This is a genomic window from Vibrio sp. Isolate22, from assembly GCF_022398115.1.
Taxonomy (GTDB): Bacteria; Pseudomonadota; Gammaproteobacteria; order Enterobacterales; family Vibrionaceae; genus Vibrio.
The window spans coordinates 1-1,390 of sequence record NZ_JAKEUW010000138.1; the positions used below are offsets into that span (position 1 = coordinate 1).

Genomic DNA, 1,390 nt, shown 5'->3' on the forward strand with positions numbered 1-1,390 from the left:
ATGAGTAGGGTAGGAAAGGAAACTGCTGGGACAATGCTTGTGTTGAGAGTTTCTTCCATTCTATGAAAGTGGAAGCGATCCAATATGAGCCGATTATGACGAGAGAGCAGATGCGCCAAACGATCTTCGAGTACATAGAGGTTGATTATAATCGAACGAGAAGGCACAGTGCTCTTGGGTATCTAAGCCCAGTTAACTTTGAACAACAAAATGTCGCTTAATGAAGTGTCCAGTCTGGCTGGAGCAGATCAGTATTTATAACTAACTTTAATTTGAAAAAGATAACTGGTGGAGTTAGACAGTCGTTGCCAAACAACGTTCTTGACGAAATTATTCCTTTAATTAATGAGTTGAGGAATACGTTTTCGACTCTCGAACTTAGTCGACTCTGCTTGATCAACGATCTCTTTGATAATGGTGGTGAGTTACTTGTCGAAGCCTTATCTAAATACAAAGAAACTAGTTTGACAGGAGCTGCTTATCACTCGTCTCATGAGTGTCGGGAGCTGAATAAGAATTTTTTAGATCTATCCTGGGATCAAGAAGATCGAGAAAAAGTTAAGCGTTTAGAAGTAGAGCTCACAAAGATATATGAAAACATTTTGTATGGAGAAGTGAGTGACTCTGAGGTGAGTTTAGTTATTCCTAATGAGTTAAAGTCTGAATATGGTGCTGAAGATGCTAAGGTTACGCTTCGTAAAAATAGCGGCCACCTAATTTTTAGTAATCCCTCCAAAGAGGACATTATTGATCAGTTAAAGTTAGTTTTATTGGATGCAGAGACCTTTAGAAACTCAAGCGACGACATAAAAGAACAAATCGGTAAGTTCACTTATGGAACTGACAGGTGGGGTGTCGTTAAAGATAACGATACAATGAAAGAATGGAAGAAGTACAAAGACAAGATAGCGGACTTAGTTATTACTTATTTTCGGATATCATCGCCTAACCAGATAAGCTCTAATCTATTAGATAGCTTAAACTTAAGGCCATGTCGAACATGCAGAAAACAATTCTGATTTACCATAATTTCCTTGTACGCACCAAGAACTAGAGGCTGATTATCAGCCTCTTTTTTATCCGTCTAACAAACTTTGGGGCAGAACTGAGCTAGCTGGCACTTTTTAGAAAAGTGCCATGAGTAAAACTGATCTGCTCCAGCCAGACTGGACACTTCATTAAGCGACATTTTGTTGTTCAAAGTTAACTGGGCTTAGATACCCAAGAGCACTGTGCCTTCTCGTTCGATTATAATCAACCTCTATGTACTCGAAGATCGTTTGGCGCATCTGCTCTCTCGTCATAATCGGCTCATATTGGATCGCTTCCACTTTCATAGAATGGAAGAAACTCTCAACACAAGCATTGTCCCAGCAGTTTCCTTTCCTAC

Annotated in this window: 2 protein-coding genes and 1 pseudogene; 2 read left to right on the forward strand and 1 reads right to left on the reverse strand. The window is 39.6% G+C overall.

All coding sequences use genetic code 11. From position 1 onward, the window contains the following. Positions 1-11: 11 nt before the first annotated feature. Positions 12-221: pseudogene (locus L1D55_RS27225) on the forward strand (IS3 family transposase); the annotation flags it as partial. Between the two features lie 51 nt (positions 222-272). Next, positions 273-1,019, forward strand: coding sequence for a hypothetical protein (locus tag L1D55_RS27230; RefSeq protein WP_239919508.1), 747 nt, complete (start codon positions 273-275; stop codon positions 1,017-1,019). Positions 1,020-1,178: 159 nt separating this feature from the next. Here the strand turns inward: L1D55_RS27230 and L1D55_RS27235 are convergent. Continuing rightward, the coding region (locus L1D55_RS27235) for an IS3 family transposase (protein WP_239919509.1) at positions 1,179-1,390 on the reverse strand (212 nt) is incomplete at its 5' end.